Below are 23,217 nucleotides of genomic sequence, written 5' to 3'. Positions count from 1 at the left end.
GGTCAGCGGCGCATCGCCCAGACCTTCGGGCCGCCGTCCGGCAGCTCCACGACAGCGGTAACGACGAATCCGAGACGTTCGTAGAGCGCGACGTTCGCCTCCGAGGAGGTCTCCAGACAGGCCGCGACCCCCTGCCGCTCGGCCGCGCGAAGTCCTGGTTCGAGGACGGCCCGTCCCAGGCCGCGCCCCTGCGAGGCGGGATCGACGCCCACCGTGGCCAGGAACCACCCTGGCTCGCTCGGTTGCAGTTCCGCGGTGGCCTGCTCGGCCAGTTCGGCGGCGCGGGCACGATCACCCCGCAGCTCCGTCACCCGATCGGAGACGGACGTGAACGCCTCCTCGAGTCCGGTGGAGCCGGGCGTCGTCCAGACGGCCACGGCGTCGACGTCGTCGGAGACCCATACCTCGCCGCAGCGCATGCCGATCTCGGCGAGGAAGAGCCCTTGGAGGTCGCGGACCCGGGTCTCGTGGTCCCGGCCGTCGACGGTGTAGCGGGTGAACGGATAGTCGCGGAACGCTCGTCCGAGCGTTGCCGTCGCCTTCTCGACATCGTGCACCGTCGCCGGCCGGACCACATGATCGTTCGACACGCCGTTGCACTCTACCGAGCGCCACGGCGGTGCCCGGTCAGGAGAAGTCGGGCTCCTCGTCGCGGCTGCGCTTGAGCTCGAAGAAGTGCGGGTAGGACGCGAGGGCAACCACACCGTCCCATACCTTGCCGGCCTCTTCCCCGCGCGGGATCTTCGACAGGACGGGCCCGAAGAAGGCGATGCCGTTGACATGGATCGTCGGGGTACCGACGTCCTGGCCCACCTTGTCCATGCCGGCGTGATGGCTCGTGCGCAGAGCCTCGTCGTAGGCGTCGCTGTCGGCGGCCTCGGCCAGCGAGGCGTCGAGGTCGAGTTCGGCGAGCGACGCGGCGATCACGTCCGCGAAGTCCTTGTTGCCCTCGTTGTGGATGCGGGTGCCCATCGCCGTGTACAGCGGGGAGAGGATGTCGTCGCCGTACTTCTGCGCCGCAGCGATCGCGACGCGCACCGGGCCCCAGGCTTTCGTCATCAGCTCGGCGTACTCCTCCGGCAGGTCGCGCCCCTCGTTCAGCACGGCCAGGCTCATGACGTGGAAACGCGCCTCGATGTCGCGCACCTTCGTGACCTCGAGGATCCAGCGCGAGGTGATCCAGCACCACGGGCACAACGGATCGAACCAGAAGTCGGCGATGTCCTTGCCGGTCGAGGACGCGGCGGTCAGGTCGCTCAAGAGATCTCCTCACAAGAGTTCGTACGGGCCGGACAACTACAAGCATGTTCAACACGGCCCCGTCGACGATTCTTCCTGAACCGGGCCGTAGTGCGGGCGGTAGCCGTAACGTCGGAGCCGGGAAGCAGGTCCGGCACGCATCACAGCGGAGGCACCACGATGTCGGGTGAGGAAACGTTTCTGATCGTCGGCGCGGGTCTGGCCGGCGCCAAGCTGGCAGAGGAACTGCGCGCCCGCGACTTTCCCGGGCGCATCCTGCTCATCGGCGCGGAGGAGCACCTGCCCTATGAGCGACCGCCGTTGTCGAAGGACTACTTCGCCGGACGCAAGCAACTCGCCGACTTCACGGTGCACGACGGCGACTGGTACCGCGACCACCGCGTCGAACTGCTGCTCGGCACGAAGGTCACCGCGATCGATCCGGCCGCCCACACGGTGACGCTGCCCGACGGGTCGACGCTCCACTACGACAAGCTCGCGCTCGCCACGGGCTCGACGCCCCGCACGGTCCCGATTCCCGGAGCCGACGCCGAACGCGTGTACGTCATGCGCACCATCGAGGACTCCGATGCGCTGCTCACCGCGATCCAGGGCGAGACCGACCACGCGGGATGGCTGGCCGTCATCGGCGCGGGATGGATCGGCATGGAGATCGCCGCGAACGCCCGCGACCGGGGCGCGGGCGTGGTGGTCGCGGAGACCGCGAAGCAACCCCTGTCCGGTGCCCTCGGCGAGGAGATGGGTGCGGTGTTCGCCGACCTGCACCGCGCGCACGGTGTCGATCTGCGGACGAACACCTCGGTGCGCGAGATCGTCGCCTACGACGGTCGCGCGAGCGGCATCCGGTTCGGCGACGACAGTGTGGTGCCCGCCGACGCCGTGCTCGTCGCGGTCGGGGCGCGCCCGAACATCGAGCTGGCCCGCGACGCCGGACTCGCGGTGGACGACGGCGTGCTCGTCGACGCATCGCTGCGGACGAGCGACCCGGACATCGTCGCCGTCGGCGACATCGCGTCGGCGGAGCATCCGCTGCTCGGCACCCGTGTGCGCGTCGAACACTGGGCGAACGCCCTGAACCAGCCGGCCGTCGCGGCCGCGACGATGCTCGGACGTGAGGCGACCTACGACCGGCTCCCATATTTCTTCACCGACCAGTACGACCTTGGCATGGAGTATGTCGGGCTCGCGCCCCGCGACGCGCGGGTGGTCACCCGCGGCGACGTGCCGGGACGGCAGTTCCTCGCGTTCTGGCTCGACGACGAGCAGCGGGTCCGGGCGGGGATGAACGTCAACATCTGGGATGCCGGGGACGACCTCCGCGCACTCATCGCCTCCGGGCGGCCCGTCGACGTCGGCCGGCTGACGGACACCACGGTGCCGTTGTCCGACGTCGCTCCGTGAGGGTTCGCCGATCATGATGGGATGGACGCCGACCGACATTCCGTCGTGAGAAGGAGTTCTCCCGTGGCACCACCGAATCTGACCCGCGAGCAGGCCGCCGAACGGGCCGCGATCCTGTCCGTCGACAACTACAGCATCGAACTGGATCTCACCGACGGTGCCGGCGCGCCGGGCACCACGACCTTCCGATCGGTGACCACCGTGCGATTCGACGCGACCGAGGGAGCCTCGACGTTCATCGACCTCATCGCGAAGACCGTGCATTCGGCGACCCTCAACGGCGACCCCGTCGACGTGTCCGGATACTCCGAGGAGACCGGCATCGCCCTTACCGGGCTCGCCGCTCACAACGAACTCGTCGTCGACGCCGACTGCCTGTACACGAACACCGGCGAGGGCCTGCACCGGTTCGTCGACCCCACCGACGACGCGGTGTACCTGTACTCGCAGTTCGAAACGGCCGACGCCAAGCGGATGTTCGCGTGCTTCGACCAGCCCGATCTCAAGGCCACCTTCGACCTGCAGGTCACCGCGCCGCAGGACTGGGCCGTGATCTCCAACGCCGACACCGTACAGACGGCGGCCGCGCAGCCGGGTCTGCACATCTTCCGCACCACCCCGCGGATGAGCACCTATCTCGTCGCGCTCATCGCCGGTCCGTATGCCGTGTGGTCCGACGAGTACACCGACGAGCACGGCACCATCCCGCTGCGCATCTTCTGCCGAGCGTCGCTCGCGGAGTACATGGACGCCGACCGGCTGTTCACCGAGACCAAACAGGGCTTCGGCTTCTACCACGCCAACTTCGGGATCCCCTACGCCTTCGGCAAGTACGACCAGCTGTTCGTGCCCGAGTTCAACGCCGGGGCGATGGAGAACGCCGGAGCGGTGACCTTCCTGGAGGACTACGTCTTCCGGTCCAAGGTCACCCGCTACTCCTACGAGCGCCGCGCCGAGACCGTCCTGCACGAGATGGCGCACATGTGGTTCGGCGACCTCGTCACTATGCGCTGGTGGGACGACCTGTGGCTCAACGAGTCGTTCGCGACGTTCGCGTCGGTGCTGTGCCAGGCCTCGGCCACCGAGTACACCAACGCGTGGACGACCTTCGCGAACGTCGAGAAGTCGTGGGCCTACCGGCAGGACCAGCTGCCGTCGACGCACCCGATCGCCGCCGACATCCCCGACCTCGCCGCGGTCGAGGTCAACTTCGACGGCATCACCTACGCCAAGGGCGCGTCGGTGCTCAAGCAGCTCGTCGCCTATGTGGGGCAGGAGCCCTTCCTCGCCGGTCTGCGCGAGTACTTCCGCGACCACGCCTACGGCAACGCCACCTTCGACGACCTGCTCGCCGCGCTGGAGAAGGCCTCCGGCCGCGACCTGTCGGACTGGGGTGCCCAGTGGCTCAAGACCACCGGCCTGAACATCCTGCGACCGGACTTCGAGGTCGACGACCAGGGACACTTCACGCGTTTCGCGGTGGTGCAGGAAGGTGCCCAGCCCGGCGCCGGTGAGTTCCGCGTGCACCGCCTCGCGATCGGTGTGTACGACGACGACGGCTCCGGCAAGCTCGTCCGCACGCACCGCGTGGAGATCGACGTCGACGCCGCCGAGCGCACCGAGGTCCCCGATCTGGTGGGCGTGCCGCGCGGCGCGTTCGTCCTCGTCAACGACGACGACCTGACGTACTGCTCGGTGCGGCTCGACGAGGAGTCGCTCGCGACCGTCATAGACCGGGTCGGCGACATCGCCGAGTCGCTGCCGCGCACCCTGGTGTGGTCGGCGGCGTGGGAGATGACCCGTCAGGCCGAGATGAAGGCGCGCGATTTCGTCGCCCTCGTGCAGCGCGGTATCGCCGCCGAGACCGAGGTCGGTGTCGTCCAGCGTCTGCTCATGCAGGCGCACACCGCGCTGGAGAGCTACGCCGACCCGTCCTGGGCCGCGGAGCAGGGCCGGGCGGACTTCGCCAACCGTCTGCTCGAGCTCGCCCGCGAGTCCGTCGCCGGCTCCGACCATCAGCTCGCGTTCGTCAACGCGCTGACCACCGCGTACCTGTCTCCCTGGCACACCGAGGTGCTCGAGGAGCTGCTGGGCGCCGATCCGGCGACGGTCGGCCTGCCCGGGCTGACGGTCGACACCGATCTGCGCTGGCGGATCGTCCAGGCGCTCGCCGCGGCGGGTGAGGTCGACGGCGAGGGCGTGGAGTCGCCGTTCATCGACGCGGAGGCCGAACGCGACCCGACGGCCGCGGGTGCCCGCCAGGCGGCGGCCGCCCGCGCGGCCCGTCCGCAGGAGGCCGTCAAGGAGCAGGTGTGGCAGACCGTCGTGCACGACGACAGCGTCCCGAACATCACGGCGCGCGCCGTGATCGGCGGTTTCGCCCCGGCCGGTCAGGGCGAATTGCTCGAGCCGTACGTCGCGCGGTACTTCGCGGAGGTGCCGGGAGTGTGGGAGCGCCGTTCGAGCGAGGTCGCGCAGACCGTCGTGATCGGGCTCTACCCGTCGTGGTCGATCAGTGAGCAGTCGGTGGCTGCGGCAGACGAGTTCCTCGCCGGCGACCATCCGCCGGCGCTGCGCCGGCTCGTCGTCGAGGGTCGTGCCGGGGTCGTGCGCTCGTTGAAGGCACGCGCGTTCGACGCGTCCTGACGCGACGACCTCACCGAACGACCGTGGGCGGTGCCCACATGAGACGCCCACATGAGACGACTGTGGCCCGCCGCCTCTCCTTCGCGGAGTGGCAGCGGGCCACAGATGGTCGTGGGCTCCGGACTAGGGAGCGACCATGGCGTTCGCGATGACGCGGACGGCACTGGTGATGCCGTCGAGCAGATTCCCCTGGCCGAAGGACGACACGGCCGCGGTCACGCCGAGCTGCAGCACCCGGTCGGTGGCGCGGTCGGCGGCGGTGCGACCCGAGCGGATCTCGATGCTCCGCTGGTTCGGGAAGACGGCGACGAGGACCGAGTTGTCGGCGTCCGGCGTCGTCGGCAGCAGGGCGTCGGTCGCCGCGGCCGGATTCTCGTCGTCACCGATGTAGACGGTGAACCGCACATTGGTGATCCGCGTCGCGTGCGTGAGCGTGTCGTCGAGGGTGATGAGGTCGCGGTCCTTGAAGGGCGCACCCGTGAAGGCCTGACCGAGACCGCGCACGGCGGAGATGCGTCCGCTCGCGGTGAGTGCCGCACCGTGCGGCAGGTTCTCCGGCGCGACGACCGGACGCTGGATCACGTCACCACTTGCCACTTGCGGTACCTCCGATCAGCTCCGCCGAGGTCAGAGCGGCATGACCGTGACCATGATGCGGGTATTTCCAGGGATGGGTCGATTCGTCGGTCGCGGTCCACAGGAGCGGTCCGTGCTCCCATTTCCGGTCGAGCGTGTACGGGTCGTCCGACGGCGTGGAGCCCGGGTACTTGCTCAGGACGAAGGACAGCCCACCGAAGACCAAGACGATCAGCAGCGGGATGCCGACGAAGATCAGGGTTGTCTCGAGAATGCTCACAGCCAAACGTTAGCCCAGCCGGGCCCGAAAGGCCTCATATGCCCCGGAGAACGGCCCGATCAGGCCGCGCCCTCCCCCAGATAGGGCAGCCAGGTGGGGTGCAACTCGGGCAGGGTGGCGAGCAGGCGCCAGTGCCGGCCCTTGGGCGGATTCGGCACCACACGCAGGGTCCATCCGAGTTCGGTGAGCAGCTTGTCGGCCTTGCGGTGGTTGCACGGCGCGCAGCATGCGACGCAGTTCTCCCAGGTGTGCTCGCCGCCTCGGCTGCGCGGCACGACGTGGTCGATCGTCTCGGCCTTGCCCCCGCAGTAGGCGCACCGGTTCAGGTCGCGGTGCATGAGCGCGGCCCGGGTGAGCGGCACCCGCGCGTGATACGGAACGCGTACATAGTTGCGCAGACGGATCACCGATGGCAGCTGCACGGACCATTCTGCCGACCGCACCAGCGGGGCGAGCGGATCGTCGTGCACGGTATCGGCCTTGCCCCCGGCCATCAGGACCACGGCCCTGCGAGCGGGCAGGGCCGTGAGTGGCTCGTAGGTGGCGTTGAGCAGCAACACTCGACGTTTCAACCAGTCGGGTACCGTCGCGGTGCTGTCGTGCACCACGCGCAGTGTGGTAGCCCCCGGCACCCCTGCAGGGGCGTCCGCGGGCGGGAGTTGTCGATGCGAGCTGCTGCTGTGCTTCATACGACCTCCGAAAAGACTGGGAACAGTGGACCACGGATGCTCCCGAATCGCACCCCAAATCAGCGGACCGGTCCAGGTCGGGCCGGTGAACATCCGGTGACGGTCCCGCCCGGCACGGCTCGTCGGGCGGTGTGCGGTCGGGAGCGGGCACAATGGACGGTCGAGAGGGACGGTGAACGAATACAGATGAGTGACGAGCAGACCTTCTACGAGGCGGTCGGTGGCGCCGAGACGTTCCGCCGGCTCACTGCACGGTTCTACGAGGAGATCGCACGGGACGAGATCGTCCGGCCCCTGTATCCCGAGGAGGATCTCGGTCCGGCCGAACGACGCATGCGGATGTTCCTCGAGCAGTACTGGGGCGGCCCGCGCACCTACTCCGAGGAGCGGGGCCACCCGCGGCTGCGCATGCGTCATCATCCCTTCCGGATCGGGCCGCTCGAGCGCGACGCCTGGTTGCGCTGCATGCACACCGCGATCGCATCGATCGACGAGAAGACGCTCGACGACGAGCACCGCCGGCAGCTCGTCGACTACATGAACATGGCGGCCGACTCGATGATGAATTCCCCCATCTGACCGAGGTCGGCGCAGCTCAGCGGCCCAGAATCCGGCGCAGGCGGTCCTCCACCTTCTGGGTGAACCGCGCCGCCGGCGACAGGTGACGACGCAGGACGGCGTGCTTGCGCACGTATTCGGGGACCTCCCACAGAGCGGTGGTCCCGGCTCGGAAGATCGCCGCGTCCCCGGCACGCAAGGTGCGCGGCTCGGAGTCTGCGGACGAGACGATGACCGAGCCCTCCACGATGTGAACAATCTCGTCGACGCCGAAATGCCAGTCGAAGCGACCGGCCGTGCAGTCCCACACGTGTGTGGTGGTGGTGCGGTCGGCGCTGGTCGCCCACTGACCGCTGCGCGCCACGGGCGCGCCCTCGCGGATCCACGCAGGGTCGATCGGGTCGTCGCGCAGCTCCACGTCGTCCAACCGAACCGCGACGATCGATGTCGTATTCATGCCGTTCGTCCTATCATGCGGGCAGGCCCGGACGGAACGGCCGCGGCCACGTTCGCCCTGCCTTTCGCCCTGTCGTCTGACACGATGAGTCCCGTGGCCCACCCCGCAGCACCGACCTCCGGACGAGGCGACCCGACGGTTCCGTGGTGGCGCAACGCTGTCTTCTACCAGGTCTATCCCCGCTCGTTCGTCGATGCGAACGGTGACGGCATCGGCGACCTCGCGGGGGTGCGCAGCCGCCTCGGCTATCTCGAACTGCTCGGTGTCGACGCGATCTGGCTCAACCCGGTGATGCGTTCACCGATGGCCGATCACGGCTACGACGTCTCCGATCCTCGCGACATCGACCCGCTGTTCGGGGACATTGCCGATCTCGAAGCGCTGGTCGCCGACGCCCACGCGCGCGGCATCCGGGTGGTGATGGACCTCGTGCCGAACCACGTCAGCGTCGAGCACCGCTGGTTCCGGGCCGCGCTCGAAGCCGGGCCGGGCAGCCGTGAACGCCGGCGCTTCCACTTCCGCGACGGGCGCGAACCGGACGGCAGCGCACCACCGAACAACTGGCCGAGCGTCTTCGGCGGGCCGGCCTGGACCCGCATCACCGAACCCGACGGCACGCCCGGTCAGTGGTATCTGCACGTCTTCGCTCCCGGGCAGCCCGATCTGAACTGGGACGACGAGGAGGTCGTCGAGGACCTCGACAAGACCCTGCGGTTCTGGCTGGACCGGGGCGTGGACGGTTTCCGGATCGACGTGGCCCACGGGATGGCCAAGCCCGCAGATCTTCCCGACCACGAGGGGTGGGAGACCAACGAACTGCTCGGGCACTCCCCCGCCGACCCTCGGTTCAACAATCCCGAGGTGCACGACATCCACCGCCGCATCCGGCGAGTCTTCGACGAGTATCCGGACTCGGTGGCGATCGGTGAGATCTGGGTCGACGACCACGAACGGTTCGCCGAGTACCTGCGCCCGGACGAACTGCATCTCGCTTTCGACTTCCACCTGACGCTGTCGGACTGGGACGCCGACGCCGTCCGCGACGCGATCGAGAAGGGCCTGGCGGCGGTGACGTCGGTGCATGCCTCACCGACGTGGACGCTGTCGAACCACGACGTCGACCGTGAGGTCACTCGGTACGGAGGCGGTGAGGTCGGGCTCGCGCGGGCACGCGCGATGATCCTCGTCGCCCTCGCGCTCCCGGGAGCAGTGTTCGTTTACAACGGTGCCGAACTGGGGTTGCCGAACGTCGACCTGCCCGACGAGGTGCTGCAGGATCCGGTCTGGGAGCGATCCGGCCACACCGAACGCGGACGCGACGGATGCCGCGTGCCGCTGCCGTGGGAGGGCGAAACACCGCCCTTCGGGTTCACCTCCGCCGGGTCCGCGTGGCTGCCCCAGCCGCCGGAGTGGTCGGCGCTCACCGTTGAGAAGCAACTCGAGGATGCGGGCTCGACGCTCTCGCTGTACCGCCAGGCGATCGAGATCCGTACGGAGCGAAGGCGATCCGAGGGCGGTGGGATCGGCTGGTACGGAAGCCCGGCGGGGTGCCTGGCCTTCCGCCGTTCCGACGGCCTGACCTGTGTTCTCAACGCCGGCGACGTCGCGGTCGATCTGCCTCCCGGCGAGGTGCTGCTCGCGAGTGCGCCGCTCACCGGACACGCACTGCCACCGGACACCGCCGCCTGGTTGGCGTGAGGCTCCCTCAGAGGACGCTCAGACCGAGCCCCCCGCCGCGGCGCAGATAGACCGACCCGAAGCGGGCGTCGAGGCGCATCCAGGTGGCGGACGCCCGGACCCGGACCACCTCGGCGGGATCGATACCCGTCGAGTCGACGCTGTCACGACCGGCACCCGGCACGAAGCCCATCGCACCGAGCGCGAACACCATGCGCATCGGCACACCCACGGTCGTCCCGGCACCGCTCACCTCGAGAACCTCTTGGGCGAGCAACGACGCCGGCGGTCCCTGCGCGCCATGCTCGCGGGTGAGCGCGACGCCGCGTTGCGCGAGTGCGACGAGGATCCGTGCCGGCACGTCGTCGACGTGGACGTAGCCGTCGTCGGGTGGAAGTGCGCCGCGCCAGGCGGAATCCATCGCCCAGCCCGGGTCGACCTCGGTGCGCGGTTCGGACCCGGCGAGGAGCGCGGCCCGCAGCGACTCGGCGGCCACGCAGGTGTCGGCCGGAGCCACGGTTCCGCGGACGACGCGTCCGGCGAGCACCTCGAAACCGGTGCGTGTCCACACACCGAGCAATCCGTCGCCGCGGCGGCGCAACCGCACCACGGCAGCCTCGTCGAGACGCGCGGCCCGGGCCAGGAATGCGGCGAGGTCGACGCTGTCGTCGGGGTCGGCGAGCGTCAGGAGGCGCTCTGCACGTCGGATCCGGTCGTCGGTCACGTCGGCCTCGTCAATTGCGGTGCCACCGTCAGTTTCGTTGCCACTGACGCAGGAACTCGCGTTCGTCGTCGCTGAGCCGGCGCAGTCGCTGGGTCTCGATGTCGAACGCCGCGATCTGGGTGGACGCGACCACCGCCGGCGCCGAGTCGACCGGGGCACCGCCCGGCCGCACCTCGTACCCGATCGTGAAGTCGACGGCCCGCACCTTCTCGGTCCACATCAGCACGTCGAGCGGACCGTCGTCGTGGCGCAACTGCCCGCGGTAGCGGACGTGGAGGTCGGCGATGACGGCGCCTTCACGCAGATCGCGGGTGGGGCGACCGTCTGCGAACAGCCACGGGATCCGTGCTTCCTCGAGGAGGGTGACCATCCGCGCGTGATTGATGTGCTGGAAGACGTCCATGTCGGACCACCGCACCATCACCTCGGTGTGGAAACCGAACTGTTCGCCCGCACCGCTCACTCGTTACCTCCGATCGGATGCGCGCGTGCGCACCATGCCCCTGATCTGTCGTGCCGCCACCGAGAGGGTGGCGAGGTCCAGACTTCCAGACGCGAATATCTCGTCGAGCGCCGCCCTCGCACGGACGAGTTTGGAGCCGTTGGACGACTCCCAGTCCTCGATCATCTCCTCGGTCGACTCCCCGGGTTCGGCGCCGGCGAGCACGTCGAGGACGAGCGACCGCAACGAGCCGTACAGGTCTTCGCGCAGCGCGAGGCGTGCCAGCGAATGCCAGCGGTCGCCCCGCTCGAGACCGGAGACCGCCGTGAGCAGGCGGTCGACGCCGAGACGCGCGTCGAGGGCGTAGTAGAGATCGGCGACCTCCGCCTCGTCGCGCTGCTCTATGTCGGCGATGTCGATGACGTCGAGCAGCGGGAACTGGTCGAGGAGCCGGAAGACGACGCCCGTGAGCTCCTCCGGTGCTCCTCGTTCGAGGAGCGGGCGGGTACGACGAAGGAAGTCCTCGGCGTGGTGCCCGCGCATCCAGTCCGCGACCCGCGGTGCGAGACGCGCGAAGGCATCGCGGTAACGGCTGATCTCGGCACCGACCGCGAGGGGCTGCGGTCGCGTGGCGAGGAGCCGGCGCGACGCCCGGTCGAGCACGCGGCGGGATTCGAGCAGCAGGTCGTCCTCGATGTCGACAGGCAGCCCGGCGGCCCGGATCTCGTCCCACAGGGCCGGTAGCCCGAAGATGGTGGTAACGGCGGTGTAGGCGCGGATGGCGTCGGTCGCCGTCGCCCCGGCCTCCTCGGCGAGCCGGTAGACGTAGGTGGGGCCGCCGTTGTCGACCGTGGTGTTGGCCAGCATGGTCGCAACGATCTGCCGACGCAGCGGATGCGCCCGGATTCCGGCCCGGAACCGCTCGCGCAGAGCGGGCGGGAAGTAGGCGGGCAGGATCGACGCGAAGGTCTCATTGTCGGGCAGGTCCGTGGCCAGCAGGTCGTCGACGAGGGCGAGCTTGACGTGGGCGAGGAGCTGCGCCAGCTCCGGCGACGTCAATCCCTCCCCCGCCGCTTCACGACGATCGAACTCGGCCTCGTCGGGCAGGGCCTCGAGGCCGCGGTCGAGTCCACGATCGAGTTCCAGGGCTGCGAGCATCCGACGGTGCACCCCCAGCAGGGACGGCGCGACGGCCCGCTCGAGTCCGAGCACGGCGTTCTGCGAGATGTTGTCGGCGAGAACGAGTTCGGCGACGTCGTCGGTCATCGACGCGAGCAGCGGATTGCGGTCCTCCGCCGCGAGTTCGCCGGCGGTCACCATAGCGTCGAGGAGAATCTTGATATTGACCTCGTGGTCGGAGCTGTCGACGCCGGCCGAGTTGTCGATCGCGTCGGTGTTGATCTTTCCGCCGGCGCGCGCGAACTCGATGCGGCCGCGTTGCGTGACACCGAGATTGCCGCCCTCGCCCACGACCCGGGCACGCAGTTCCTGCCCGTCGACGCGCACGCCGTCGTTGCTCTTGTCCCCCACATCCGCATGGGTTTCCGTCGACGCCTTCACGTAGGTGCCGACACCGCCGTTCCACAACAGGTCGACGGGTGCGCGCAGGATCGCGCGGATCAGTTCGGGCGGTGGGAGTGCGGTGACGTCGTCGGGCAGGTCGAGCACCGCACGCACCTCGGGACCGACGGGCACCGACTTGGCCGTCCGGTCCCACACCCCGCCCCCGGCCGAGACGAGTTCGGTCGAGTAGTCCTTCCACGACGACCGCGGCAGTTCGAACAACCGGCGCCGCTCCTCGAACGACCGCTCCGGATCGGGATCGGGATCGAGGAAGATGTGCCGATGGTCGAAGGCCGCGACGAGCCGGATGTGCCGGCTGAGCAGCATGCCGTTGCCGAAGACGTCACCGCTCATGTCACCGATGCCGACGACGGTGAAATCGTCCGCCTGCGGGTCGGATCCGAGTTCGCGGAAGTGACGCCGGACGCTCTCCCATGCACCGCGCGCGGTGATGCCCATCTCCTTGTGGTCGTAACCGGCGGAGCCACCTGACGCGAACGCGTCGCCGAGCCAGTAGCCGTATTCCGCCGCAACGGAATTCGCGAGGTCGGAGAATGACGCGGTGCCCTTGTCCGCGGCCACCACGAGATACGGGTCGTCGTTGTCGTGACGCACGACCCGCTGCGGCGGGACCGTGTCGTTGCGGGCGGCGTCGAGGTTGTCGGTGATGTCGAGCAGACCGGCGATGAAGCACCGGTAGCACCGCTCGCCACGCTCGCGGACGGCGCGCCGGTCCGCCTCGGCGTCACCGGTCGGACGCGGGGCGTGCTTGACGACGAAGCCGCCCTTCGCACCCACGGGCACGATCACCGCGTTCTTCACGGCCTGCGCCTTGGCCAGGCCGAGCACCTCCGTGCGGAAGTCCTCCCGGCGGTCGGACCAGCGCAGACCACCGCGGGCGACGGGACCGAACCGCATGTGGACGCCCTCGACGCCCGGGGCGTAGACGAACACCTCGAAAGCCGGTCGCGGCTGGGGTAGTTCGGCGATCCGTCGCGGATCGAACTTGAGCGACAACGCCCGGCCGTCCGGGCGCTCGTGCCCGATACCGCCGGCCACGTAGAAGTTGGTGCGCAGGGTCGCACGGATCAACGAGAACAGTCCCCGGAGGATGCGGTCGGTGGCCAGGGCGGTCACCTCTGCGATCGTCGTCGTGAGTTCCTCGGCGATCTGCTGTTCGCGTTCGGCGGAGGCGTTCTCCGGATCGAATCGGGACTCGAACAGCCCGACGAGCAGCGCCGCGGTGTGGGGGGCGCCGAGCAGCACACCTTCGATGTTGTACTGGCTGTACGGAAATTCGGTCTGGCGCAAGTACTTCGCGTAGGCGCGGAGAAGCACGACCTGCTTCCAGGTGAGCCCGGCGCGCAGCACGAGCTGGTTGAACCGGTCGGTCTCGACCGCCCCCCGCCAGGCCACGGTGAAGGTGTCGGTGAGACGATCCGCCAGGGTCGGATCGGCCTCCACGATGCCGTGCTCGATGTCCTCGGGCAGACAGAGTCCAAAATCGTATATCCCGCACTCGATTCCGTCCGATCGCGGCAGCCGGTAGGGCCGCTCGTCGACGACCTCGACGCCGAGGCTCTGCAACACCGGGAGGATCCGGCCGAGGGTGACCGTCTCGTCGGCGATGTACAGGGTGAAACGCAACGACAACGGATCGTCGGAACCCGGACGGTACAGGTGCGTGTCGAGATCGCCGGAGTCGAGCGCTTCCAGACGCCGCAGGTCGTCCAGGGCACGTTCGGAGCCGAAGTCCTCCTTGTACGCCTCGGGCACGACCTCGGCGTACCGCTGCACCAGCAACGGATCGAGATCGCCGGTCGCGGCCGCCGCCTCACCGAGCCGATCGGCCCAGTTGCGGGTCACTTCCGCGAGCATCGCCTGGATCCGCAGGCGGTTCTCCTCGGAGGTGTCCACCTCGCGACGTGCGCGCCCGGAGAAACGGATCGTCACGTGCAGCAACGCGAGGTCACGTTCGGAGACCCGCGCGGTGTAGTCGAGTACGCCGCCACCGAACTCGCGCAACAGGATGTCCTGGATCGCCACGCGCACCTTCGTCGTGTAGCGGTCGCGCGGCAGGTAGACGAGGCACGAGATGTACCGCCCGTAGGTGTCGACGCGGACGAACAACCGCACCTGCCTGCGGATGTCGACCACCGCCGTGACGGTCTCGTAGAGGGTGTCGGTGTCCATGGAGAACAGTTCCGCGCGGGGCACCGTCTGCATGATCTCGAGCATCGCCTGGCCGCTGTAGGACGACAGCTCGACCCGCGCCCGCGCGACGACCTCCCGCACCCGGCGCGAGACCACGGGGATGTCGAGGATGTTCTCGTGCAGAGCGGTCACGGTGAGGACACCGAGGAAACGATCCTCCCCGACGAGCGCGCCGTCGGCGTCGAGCCGGGCGACGCCGACGAAGTACGGATAGACGGAACGGTGCACGGTGGCGGGAAGCGCGCCCTGAGTGAGCACGAGCAGCGGGCGGCGGCACGTGCCGACCTCACCGGGCAGGTCGAGCGGGTCCGCGACCGAGGCATCGGTGCGCAGCACTCCCCTGCCGCTGCCGGGCACGGGCGTCGCGCGCACGTTGTCGTCGCCGCCGTCGGGAACGAAGTCGTAGCGCCGGTAGCCGAGAAGGGTGAAGTTCCCGCCGCTCAACCAGCGCAGCAGTTCGGCGGTCTCGGTGAGCTCGTCGGCCGTGTAGTGCGCCGGCGGATCGGCGGCCAGGCCGTCGAGCGCGTCCGCGAGGTCGCGCTGCAGGGCGTGCATCTTCCCGGAGTCCGACGCCACCTGCCGCACATCGGACAGTACGCGCCGCAGGCCGTGATCGATCTCCTCGAGCGATTCGTCGTCGACGGGCCCGCGCAACTCGATGTGCATCCACGATTCGGCGACTCCACCCGAGGCCCGTCCGCCTTCGTCGGCCAGGCGCTCGAGGTCGCCCTCGGCGGTGCGGCGCGCAGACAGGACGGGGTGGATGACCGTCGCCACCGAGACACCCAGCCGGGACAGCAGTGCCAGCACCGATTCGACGAGCAGCGGCATGTCGTCGGTGACGATCTGTACGGCGACACCCATGCCCTCGGTGCGGCGCACACCGACGACAGCGGTGCCCGGTGCGCGGCGACGACCGAGACGGACGTGCTCGAACGCGGCCGCGCCGTGGTCCGTGGTGAACTCTCCGGAGCCCTGATAGATCCGCTCGAGGACCGCCTCGGGAGAGGCATCGCTGTCCGTTGCATTTGTCTGCACCACAGCCGGATCGGCCATCGACACCCTTCCTGCTCTGTCGGGCGGATACACCGCGCGCCGCGGACGGACTCGTGATCGAGCCTATCCGCGGCGCGCAATCGGGGGGTCGGAACCGGCGGGTCCGGTAACAGCCGGGCCGGTCGACAGGATGTACCCGCTCAGCCGGTGGGCGTGACGGCGCGGTGCCGGTCGAGCACCGCCCGTACCTCGTCTGTCAACGGCTGCGACGTGTCGGTCTCGGGATCGAAGCCGACGAGCACGGTGTCGGCGACCGCGCACACCACGCCGTCCCGGTCGAGGATCGTCTGACGCACCGTGAACGAGCTCGTGCCGAGACGAAGCACCGTCGTCTCGACCTCGATCGGCGCCGAGGAATCCTTGATCGGACGCAGGAACTCGACGTCCATCTTCCGGAGCACGACGGCATCGCGGGCCGGCAGCTCGCTCCGGAAGAACTTGATGCGCCCTTCCTGCAGGTATTCCACGACCTTGGCGTTGTTGACGTGCCCGAGCCGATCGGAGTCGCCCCAGCGCACCTCGACCGGGCACCGGTAGGGCCGGTGGCCGTTGCGCTCAGTCACGCGTGAGCTTCCGGTGCGTGACGCGGTGCGGACGTGCCGCATCGGCTCCGAGACGCTCGATCTTGTTCGCCTCGTAGGCCTCGAAGTTGCCCTCGAACCAGAACCACTTGCCTTCTTCGACGTTGCCCTCCCACGCCAGGATGTGGGTACAGGTGCGGTCGAGGAACCAGCGGTCGTGGGAGATCACGACGGCGCAACCCGGGAACTGCTGCAGCGCGTTCTCGAGCGACGACAGGGTCTCGACGTCGAGGTCGTTGGTCGGCTCGTCGAGGAGGATCAGGTTGCCGCCCTCCTTGAGCGTGAGCGCCAGGTTCAGGCGGTTGCGCTCACCACCGGAGAGCACACCGGCCGGCTTCTGCTGGTCGGGACCCTTGAACCCGAACGCGCTCACGTACGCGCGCGACGGCATCTCGTTCTGCCCGACCTCGATGAAGTCGAGACCGTCGGAGACCACCTCGAAGACCGTCTTCTTCGGGTCGATGTTCGCGCGGTTCTGGTCGACGTAACTCAGCTTGACCGTGTCGCCCACCTTGACGGTGCCGCTGTCGGGCTCCTCGAGACCGACGATGGTCTTGAACAGCGTGGTCTTGCCGACGCCGTTGGGACCGATGACACCGACGATGCCGTTGCGCGGCAGCGTGAACGACAGGTCCTTGATCAGGACACGGCCGTCGAAGCCCTTGTCGAGGTGCTCGACCTCGACAACGACGTTGCCCAGACGCGGCGGCGTCGGGATCTGGATCTCCTCGAAGTCGAGCTTGCGGTACTTCTCGGCCTCGGCTGCCATCTCCTCGTAGCGGGCCAGACGCGCCTTGTTCTTCGTCTGCCGTGCCTTGGCACCGGAGCGGACCCACTCGAGTTCCTCGCGGAGCCGCTTCTGCAGCTTCTGGTCCTTCTTGCCCTGGACCTCGAGACGCTCGGCCTTCTTCTCCAGGTAGGTGGAGTAGTTGCCCTCGTAGGGATGCAGCTTGCCGCGGTCGACCTCGCAGATCCACTGCGCGACGTGATCGAGGAAGTACCGGTCGTGGGTGACGGCCAGCACGGCGCCCGGATAGGAGGCGAGGAACTGCTCGAGCCACAGCACCGACTCGGCGTCGAGGTGGTTGGTCGGCTCGTCGAGGAGCAGCAGGTCGGGCTTGCTCAGCAGCAGCTTGCACAGCGCGACACGGCGGCGCTCACCACCGGAGAGGTGGGTGACGGGCTCGTCCGGCGGAGGGCAGCGCAGTGCGTCCATGGCCTGCTCGAGCTGCGAGTCGAGATCCCACGCGTTGGCGTGGTCGAGCTCCTCCTGGAGCTTGCCCATCTCCTCCATCAGCTCGTCGGAGTAGTCGGTGGCCATGAGCTCGGCGATCTCGTTGAACCGGTCGAGCTTGACCTTGATCTCGCCGAGGCCCTCCTCGACGTTCTCCCGGACCGTCTTCTCCTCGTTGAGGGGCGGCTCCTGCTGGAGGATGCCGACGGTGGCCTCCGGATCGAGGAAGGCCTCGCCGTTGCTGGGCTGATCGAGCCCGGCCATGATCTTGAGAATCGACGACTTGCCCGCGCCGTTGGGTCCGACGACGCCGATCTTCGCGCCGTGGTAGAAGCTCATGGTGACGTCATCGAGGATGACCTTGTCACCGTGCGCCTTGCGCACCTTCTTCATCGTGTAAATGAACTCCGCCATGACCACCAGCGTATCGGTCGACGGTCGATAACCCACATCGTGCGACCACGGGATGCCCGGGCCGCGCCCGCGTCAGCGCCGCAGCAGCTCCGCGACGAAGCCTGTCGTGTCGGGCAGCGACGCGAACATCGTCTCCGAATGCCCCGTCGGGTACGTCCGGAACTGCGCGTTCGCGCCCCCGGCCCACAGGTCCCCGATCAGTTCGAACGCGAGCGGCGCGGGCACCGTCGTATCGCGCAGACCCTGCGCGAGGAACAGTGGCCGGTCGTAACCACGGGTCGGCACCGCGACATAGTCGGTGAAGGCGGCGCGGAACCGGTCGTCGCTCAGCGGACGGGCAAGGACCTCACCGATGCCGACCTCGCCGTAGCGGTCCATCAGCTCGTCGTAACAGAGTCGCTCGGCGGCGTCGACCACCTCGCGACCGAGGGGAGTGAGGTATCCGTCGACGTCCAGGGAAGGATCGGCGTCGCGCAGACCCGCGAAGATGTAGGCGGCGAACGCCGTGAGCCCGTCGAGACCGAGATCGGGGAAGCCCGGGAATCCGAGCGGGAACAGGTACTCGAGGTTGGACGGGGCGCCGGTCGTGAGTGTCCCGCGAAAGTCCAGTTCGGGCGCGCGGGAGGTCGCAGCGTGCGCGGTGTGTAGACCGGTGTGCCCACCCTGCGACTGGCCGATCACGACCCAGCGGTCGGACAGCGACGGTTCGACAGCGCGTCCCGCCCGCACGATGTCGATGACGCTGTTCGCGGCGCTCTGCCCGTCCAGATAGCGGTGCAGCCCGCCCGACCCGAGGCCCGGATAGTCGGCTGCCACGACGGCATAGCCCTGCCCGAGCCAGTGGTCGAGATAGGCAGTGTCGCGCGGTGTGCGCGGCAACCGCGAGGGCGCGCACGAATCGTCGAGACCGACGGTCCCGTGGGCCCATGCGACGACGGGCCACCCGCCCTCGGGAGGCGTGCCGGGAGGGACGAACAGTGCCCCGGTCGCCGTGGTCGGGGTGCCGTCGCGCCACTGCGTGGTGTAGGCGAGGACGCGAGCCGAGGACGCCCCGGGCAGGGACGATTCCGGGTCGAGCGTGGCGACCTCGACAACCTTTCCCGGCGCCGGGTTCGCGCCCACCGCGGGAGGTGACACGACGGTCGTCAGCAGTGCCAGAGCACCGGCGAGCAGCAGGGCGGGGACGTGCGTGGTACGGGTCACGCCGAGGACGATACGGACCGTCCGGCCGCGGCGTCCGTATTCGTCCGATTCGCCGCGGCGCGACAGGATGTGCACGTCGGATCGGCGCGGCTAGCGGCCTTCGCGGTCGCGGCGCGCCAGCTCGGCGAACATCGCGTTGTGTGCCGCGAGATCGGCGTCGTCGTCGCGTTCGGCGGCCCGGTCGACACGTCGCGCCGTGCGCCGGTCGCTGCGCGACCACTGGACGAGCAGGGCGAGCATCACGAGCACGAGCGGGATCTCGCCGGCCGACCATGCGATGCTGCCGCCGACCTTCTGATCGGAGAACAGGTCGTAGTTCCACGGTAGTGCCAGGCCGCGGTAGTAGCTCTCGGCCATCACCGTGCCCATGCTCATGAGGGTCACGCCGAAGAAGGCGTGGAACGGGAGCGAGCCGAAGACCATCGCCAGCTTCGTCACGGGCTGCAGGTCGCGTGGCGACGGGTCGACGCCGATCACCACCCAGTAGAACAGGTAGCCGCTGAGCAGGAAGTGCAGGTTCATCAGGACGTGGGCGGTGTGACTGTCGATGAACGCGGTGAAGATCCCTCCGAGATACAACGCGTAGAAACCGCCGACGAACATCACCGATGCGACGATCGGATGCGTGAAGAAGCGCGACAGCGGGCTGTGCAGGAACTCGAGGATCCATTCGCGCGGTCCGGGAGGGGCGTTGCGGCCGGCCGGCTTGAACGCACGCAGGGCGAGGGTCATCGCCCCGCCGAGCGCAAGGAGCACCGGGGCGAGCATCGACAGAGCCATGTGCGCGCCCATGTGCACGCTGAACATCGCCGGGGAGTACATGCCGACGCCCGAACTGGTGGCGACGAACAGCACGAAGCAACCCGAGAACCAGGCGATCGACCGGCCGACCGGCCACGAGTCGCCGCGCTTGCGCAGCGTCCACAGACCGATGGCGTAGGCGGCGGCGAACACGAGAGCAGCCGTGCCGAAGATCAGGTCGAAGCGCCACTGGCCGAAGAACAGGCTCACGAACGACGGCGGTACGTCGAGCTGGTAGCCGAGCTCGACCTCCTGGATCGTCGGTACCGAGGCCGGCGGCGGCGGGGGCGTGCGGCCGAGTCCCACGGCCAGGCCGATGGTCGCGGCGAGGACGAACGCTTCGACGAGGGTGAACCGCACGAGCGCGGACCGGCTCGTGGGGTCGGCTTCGAGGGCCGGAAGCGCCCGGCGTCGCTGAGCCCAGCCGAAGATGCCGAGCAGGATCAGCGCGACGGTCTTCGCGAGCAGCAACCCGCCGTAGGTGGTGGTCGTCAGGTCGTCGAACGACATGCGGACCGCGGCGTTGATCACGCCGCTGACAGCCATCACGACGAACGCGAGTCCGGCGACGAAGGAGAACCGCCGGGCGGCGACATCGGTGTGCTCCCCTCCCCGCATCGAATGGGCGAGCAGCGCGAACAACCCGCCGGCCCAGACGGACGCCGCGCCGAGGTGCAGCACGAGGCTGTTGGTCGCCATATCGTGCGAACCACCCGACGAGGAGTGCCCGGTCAGGGCGATCGGCATGAGGGCGACGAACGACAGCAGCAACAGATACGGCGTCCACGACCAGCGCACTGCGAGTCGGGTCAGCAGCGCGGTGATCAGCGCGAGCACGGTCGTCCAGGCCCAGGCCAGCGCGACCTCCACCTGACCGAGCGCCGAGAACAGGTTCTCCGGACGGATGGCCTCACTCAGCGGACTGCCGGAAGTGTCGGACAAGGTCAGCGGCACCATCAGCGCCGCTGTCACGGCCCACACCGTCGCCGCGACGCCCGCCGTCCGCACGGCGCGATAACCGCCGACGTCGAGTACCCCGCTCCGCTGCGGGGGCACGAGGAAGGCGGCGAAGAACAGCGAGCCGATCGTGATGACCGTCGCGATCTCGGAGATCGCGCGGACCGCCGGGAGACCGTAGGTGGTGAGCGGACCGGGATCGGGGATGCCGAGCAACACCAGAGCCTGCGCAGCGGACAGTCCGACCGCGAACGCCGCGACGAGGGCGGCGAGGAGGCCGAAGAGAATCAGCAGTGCCGGCGGGTTTCCCCTCATGGGGGCGGGCGCCGGAGGCTGCGCGGGAGACGCGAGCTCGGATGTTGCCATGCCTACCAGGGTAGGACGTTCACGCCATGACCTACGACACGCCGTCGGAGTCCCCCGTCCCCCGTATCCGTGGACGTAACAACGTCGACGGCGTGCTGCAGGGCCACGAGTGTGTCGGCCGCCACCATCGCGTCGCAGTGTGGAAGCGCGGCGGACATCGACCCGGTCGAGGGCGTGAAACCGGACTGCCCGGCCCGGGGGTTGAGCCACACCAGCCGGTGCGCGCGACGCCGGATCCTGGCCAGGACGTGGGCGAGTTCGGTGGGATCGTCGCTGTCCCAACCGTCGGACGCGACGACGACGATCGCTCCGCGCATCAGGTGTCCGTGATGGGAGGCGACCACCTCGGCGAGCGAACCGGCGATGCGGGTGCCTCCGAACCGCGTCCGTACCCGCTCGTTGGCGACGCCGATCGCCTGATCGACCGACCGGTGCCGGAGGACCGGCGTCAGACGCGCAGCTGTGGTGGAGAACACGAAGACCTCAGCCGTTCCGGTGTGGGCGAGCGCACGCACGAGATGCAGATACACCCCGATGTAGGGACGCATGGAACGGCTGACATCGCAGAACACGACGACCTGCCGCCGGCGTCGACCCGGTCGCGTGCGGATCAGCCGGAGCGGCTCGAACCCCGTGCCGCGGGAGGCTGCGATGCTCGCGCGGATGTCGACGCGTCCGGTGTGGCGTTGCACCCGGCGGCGGGTGCGGCGGATCGCCCAGCGCGCTCCGGCCGCCTCGATCCATGTCTCGAGGAGTGCGAGTTGCGCCGGGTCGAGGTCGTCGAACCGCTGATCGGCGATCTCGGCCAGTGCGCTCGCCACCTCGCGCCCCGGGCGGCCGGGTGCCCGCTCCCCCTCTGCGGATTCGACGATCGTCCTGGTGACCCATGGAACGTCGCGCCCGGAAGTGGGAACCCCGATGGGCCGGCTGGGTCCGTCCGGTGTCGACGCCCCCGGCGCGCCTTCGTCCTCGGGTCCCGTGCGACGGGCGTGCGGGTCGAGCGGAACTGGTGCCTCGCCGAACACCCGGTCGAAGACCGTATCGAAGGTGGACAGGCTCTCGTACCGGTCGACGAGGGTGAGCCGCGCGGTCCAGTACAACCGAGTCCGCGTGGTTGGCGGACACGCACGCAAGCCGCGCGTGAAGGTCGCCGCTCCGTCCGCCGGGACCACGATCCCGGCGGACCTGAGCCGGTCGACCAACGCGACTGTGAAGGCGGCGTGATCGACCCCGGGGAGCAGCCCGGCGCTCATTACACTTCGGTGGAGACGAAGCGGGTCAGCGCCTCCCCCAGCGCGTCGCCGTCGTCGGGAGTCTTCGCCAGTGCCGCGAGCGACATCGCCGCTTCGGGCCGGACGAGGTCGGTGACACCGAGCGCGGCGAGGGCCGATACCCAGTCGATGGTCTCCGCGATTCCGGGTGCCTTGTCGAGATCGAGTCCGCGGGCCACCGCGACGAAATCTGTGGCACGTTCGACGAGCGCGAGGTTCGCCGATGGCACCGTGCGACGCAGGATCGCCACCGCCCGAGCGCGGTCGGGGTAGTCGATCCAGTGGTACAGGCAACGTCGCCGCAGTGCGTCGTGTAGGTCGCGGCTCCGATTCGAGGTCAGCACGACAACGGGCGGGCGGGTCGCGGTGAGGGTGCCGAGTTCGGGAATGGTGACGGCGAACTCCCCCAGGAACTCGAGCAGCAACGCCTCGAATTCGTCGTCGGCACGGTCGATCTCGTCGACGAGCAGAACGGCGGGTGTGTCGCCGCGGTGGCGGACGCAGCGCAGGATGGGGCGTTCGAGGAGGTATTCCTCGGAGTACAGGTCGGCTTCGGCGGGAACGTCGCCGCGCGCCTCGGCGAGCCGGATCGCGAGCAACTGGCGTTGGTAGTTCCAGTCGTAGAGGGCCTCGGCGACCGACAGTCCCTCGTAGCACTGCAACCGGATCAGCGGGCTGCCGAGAATCTGCGCGAGCACCTTGGCGGCAGTGGTCTTGCCGACCCCAGGTTCGCCCTCGAGCAACAGCGGTCGCCCCAATGCGACGGCGAGGTGGATGGCGGCGGCGGTGCCCTGATCGAGTAGGTGATCGTGGCTGTCGAATCTGGCCATCACGTCGTCGACGCCGG

At 69.0% G+C, this 23,217-nt stretch carries 19 protein-coding genes; 4 read left to right on the top strand and 15 right to left on the bottom strand.

Going from position 1 to position 23,217, the window contains the following annotated elements:
- Window positions 1-2: 2 nt before the first annotated feature.
- Together K3M35_RS00545 and K3M35_RS00540 are read right to left on the bottom strand one after the other, a co-directional pair.
- Window positions 3-590 (bottom strand): GNAT family N-acetyltransferase, encoded by a 588-nt coding sequence (locus tag K3M35_RS00545; RefSeq protein WP_064062145.1) that lies wholly within the window; start codon window positions 588-590, stop codon window positions 3-5.
- Between the two features lie 37 nt (window positions 591-627).
- The gene (locus K3M35_RS00540) at window positions 628-1,260 is read right to left on the bottom strand and encodes a DsbA family protein (RefSeq protein ID WP_006551131.1); all 633 of its coding nucleotides are present in this window, start codon (window positions 1,258-1,260) and stop codon (window positions 628-630) included.
- Window positions 1,261-1,419: 159 nt separating this feature from the next.
- Between K3M35_RS00540 and K3M35_RS00535 the strand changes: the two genes are divergently transcribed.
- Window positions 1,420-2,661, top strand: coding sequence for an NAD(P)/FAD-dependent oxidoreductase (locus K3M35_RS00535; protein ID WP_024100563.1), 1,242 nt, complete (start codon window positions 1,420-1,422; stop codon window positions 2,659-2,661).
- A 63-nt stretch (window positions 2,662-2,724) separates the two neighbouring features.
- Complete coding sequence (gene pepN, locus K3M35_RS00530; RefSeq protein ID WP_064060713.1) at window positions 2,725-5,307, top strand: aminopeptidase N; 2,583 nt, start codon at window positions 2,725-2,727, stop codon at window positions 5,305-5,307.
- Window positions 5,308-5,430: 123 nt separating this feature from the next.
- Here pepN and K3M35_RS00525 read toward each other — a convergent pair whose 3' ends face one another.
- From K3M35_RS00525 to K3M35_RS00515, 3 genes are read right to left on the bottom strand one after another with little or no spacing between them, the layout of a single operon-like run.
- Complete coding sequence (locus K3M35_RS00525) at window positions 5,431-5,904, bottom strand: DUF5130 domain-containing protein (protein ID WP_006551128.1); 474 nt, start codon at window positions 5,902-5,904, stop codon at window positions 5,431-5,433.
- A complete protein-coding gene (locus K3M35_RS00520) occupies window positions 5,891-6,163 on the bottom strand; it encodes a membrane protein (protein ID WP_006551127.1) in 273 nt (90 codons plus the stop codon). Before K3M35_RS00520 ends, K3M35_RS00525 begins: the two co-directional genes overlap by 14 nt.
- Before the next feature lie 59 nt (window positions 6,164-6,222).
- Window positions 6,223-6,852 (bottom strand): HNH endonuclease, encoded by a 630-nt coding sequence (locus K3M35_RS00515; RefSeq protein WP_024100561.1) that lies wholly within the window; start codon window positions 6,850-6,852, stop codon window positions 6,223-6,225.
- A gap of 186 nt (window positions 6,853-7,038) precedes the next feature.
- On the opposite strand from K3M35_RS00515, the gene K3M35_RS00510 reads away from it, so the two are divergent.
- Window positions 7,039-7,431 (top strand): globin, encoded by a 393-nt coding sequence (locus K3M35_RS00510; RefSeq protein ID WP_006551125.1) that lies wholly within the window; start codon window positions 7,039-7,041, stop codon window positions 7,429-7,431.
- A gap of 16 nt (window positions 7,432-7,447) precedes the next feature.
- Here K3M35_RS00510 and K3M35_RS00505 read toward each other — a convergent pair whose 3' ends face one another.
- Window positions 7,448-7,867: a cupin domain-containing protein gene (locus tag K3M35_RS00505; RefSeq protein WP_064060711.1), complete on the bottom strand. Its 420-nt coding sequence runs from the start codon at window positions 7,865-7,867 to the stop codon at window positions 7,448-7,450.
- A gap of 84 nt (window positions 7,868-7,951) precedes the next feature.
- Here K3M35_RS00505 and K3M35_RS00500 point away from each other — a divergent pair, with 84 nt between their 5' ends.
- Window positions 7,952-9,565 carry a glycoside hydrolase family 13 protein gene (locus K3M35_RS00500; RefSeq protein WP_220665856.1) on the top strand — a complete coding sequence of 538 codons (1,614 nt, stop codon included), beginning with the start codon at window positions 7,952-7,954 and terminating at the stop codon, window positions 9,563-9,565.
- Window positions 9,566-9,572: 7 nt separating this feature from the next.
- Here K3M35_RS00500 and K3M35_RS00495 read toward each other — a convergent pair whose 3' ends face one another.
- From K3M35_RS00495 to K3M35_RS00455, 9 genes are all read right to left on the bottom strand, one after another.
- A complete protein-coding gene (locus tag K3M35_RS00495) occupies window positions 9,573-10,268 on the bottom strand; it encodes a hypothetical protein (protein ID WP_082921035.1) in 696 nt (231 codons plus the stop codon).
- A 28-nt stretch (window positions 10,269-10,296) separates the two neighbouring features.
- On the bottom strand, window positions 10,297-10,731 hold the full coding sequence (locus tag K3M35_RS00490) for a thioesterase family protein (protein ID WP_016691845.1): 435 nt from the start codon (window positions 10,729-10,731) through the stop codon (window positions 10,297-10,299).
- Window positions 10,732-10,734: 3 nt separating this feature from the next.
- A complete protein-coding gene (locus K3M35_RS00485) occupies window positions 10,735-15,543 on the bottom strand; it encodes an NAD-glutamate dehydrogenase (protein WP_220665855.1) in 4,809 nt (1,602 codons plus the stop codon).
- Window positions 15,544-15,683: 140 nt separating this feature from the next.
- The gene (locus K3M35_RS00480; RefSeq protein ID WP_019289031.1) at window positions 15,684-16,106 is read right to left on the bottom strand and encodes a thioesterase family protein; all 423 of its coding nucleotides are present in this window, start codon (window positions 16,104-16,106) and stop codon (window positions 15,684-15,686) included.
- On the bottom strand, window positions 16,099-17,772 hold the full coding sequence (gene ettA / locus K3M35_RS00475) for an energy-dependent translational throttle protein EttA (protein WP_006551119.1): 1,674 nt from the start codon (window positions 17,770-17,772) through the stop codon (window positions 16,099-16,101). Before ettA ends, K3M35_RS00480 begins: the two co-directional genes overlap by 8 nt.
- 72 nt (window positions 17,773-17,844) lie before the next feature.
- A complete protein-coding gene (locus K3M35_RS00470) occupies window positions 17,845-18,975 on the bottom strand; it encodes a lipase family protein (protein WP_374107745.1) in 1,131 nt (376 codons plus the stop codon).
- A 90-nt stretch (window positions 18,976-19,065) separates the two neighbouring features.
- The gene (locus tag K3M35_RS00465) at window positions 19,066-21,099 is read right to left on the bottom strand and encodes a cytochrome c oxidase assembly protein (protein WP_037216483.1); all 2,034 of its coding nucleotides are present in this window, start codon (window positions 21,097-21,099) and stop codon (window positions 19,066-19,068) included.
- A gap of 2 nt (window positions 21,100-21,101) precedes the next feature.
- The gene (locus K3M35_RS00460) at window positions 21,102-22,352 is read right to left on the bottom strand and encodes a VWA domain-containing protein (protein WP_220665853.1); all 1,251 of its coding nucleotides are present in this window, start codon (window positions 22,350-22,352) and stop codon (window positions 21,102-21,104) included.
- Window positions 22,352-23,200, bottom strand: coding sequence for a MoxR family ATPase (locus K3M35_RS00455; protein WP_138845521.1), 849 nt, complete (start codon window positions 23,198-23,200; stop codon window positions 22,352-22,354). Before K3M35_RS00455 ends, K3M35_RS00460 begins: the two co-directional genes overlap by 1 nt.
- Window positions 23,201-23,217 lie beyond the last annotated feature (17 nt).

This window comes from Rhodococcus sp. DMU2021 (genome assembly GCF_019641445.1).
Classification (GTDB): domain Bacteria; phylum Actinomycetota; class Actinomycetes; order Mycobacteriales; family Mycobacteriaceae; genus Rhodococcus; species Rhodococcus pyridinivorans.
This window is presented reverse-complemented; position numbering and strand designations above follow the sequence as displayed.